The organism is Pantoea sp. GbtcB22 (assembly GCF_019091025.1).
Lineage (GTDB): Bacteria > Pseudomonadota > Gammaproteobacteria > Enterobacterales > Enterobacteriaceae > Pantoea > Pantoea leporis.
Map to the genome: position 1 here is coordinate 1 of NZ_JAGXKB010000119.1, position 279 is coordinate 279.

A 279-nucleotide genomic window follows, 5' to 3' on the forward strand; every position below is an offset into this window, starting at 1 on the left:
TACTCCCCATAAGGTGATCCTCCCACCTCCAAGTTCATCAAGTGAAGAGGAGCAAGAAGAGCATGATAATGAGTCAAGTGATGATGAGGAGGATGCCGAGCTCGCCCTCATGATGAAGAAGTTCAATCGCCTTCATGCAAAGATCAACAAGAAGGGATTCAACTTTGACCCCAAAAGAAAGGCATTCCGGCCAAGGAAAGATGACAAGAAGAAATGCTACAATTGTGGTGAAAATGGCCACATCTCCTATGAGTGTCCCAAGCCGGACAAGCGCAAGGG

At 47.3% G+C, this 279-nt stretch carries 1 protein-coding gene; it reads left to right on the top strand.

Annotation, left to right across the window (positions count from 1 at the left end):
- A partial coding sequence (locus KVT28_RS24975) for a zinc finger CCHC domain-containing protein (protein ID WP_217550835.1) occupies nt 1–279 on the top strand: 279 nt, incomplete at both ends.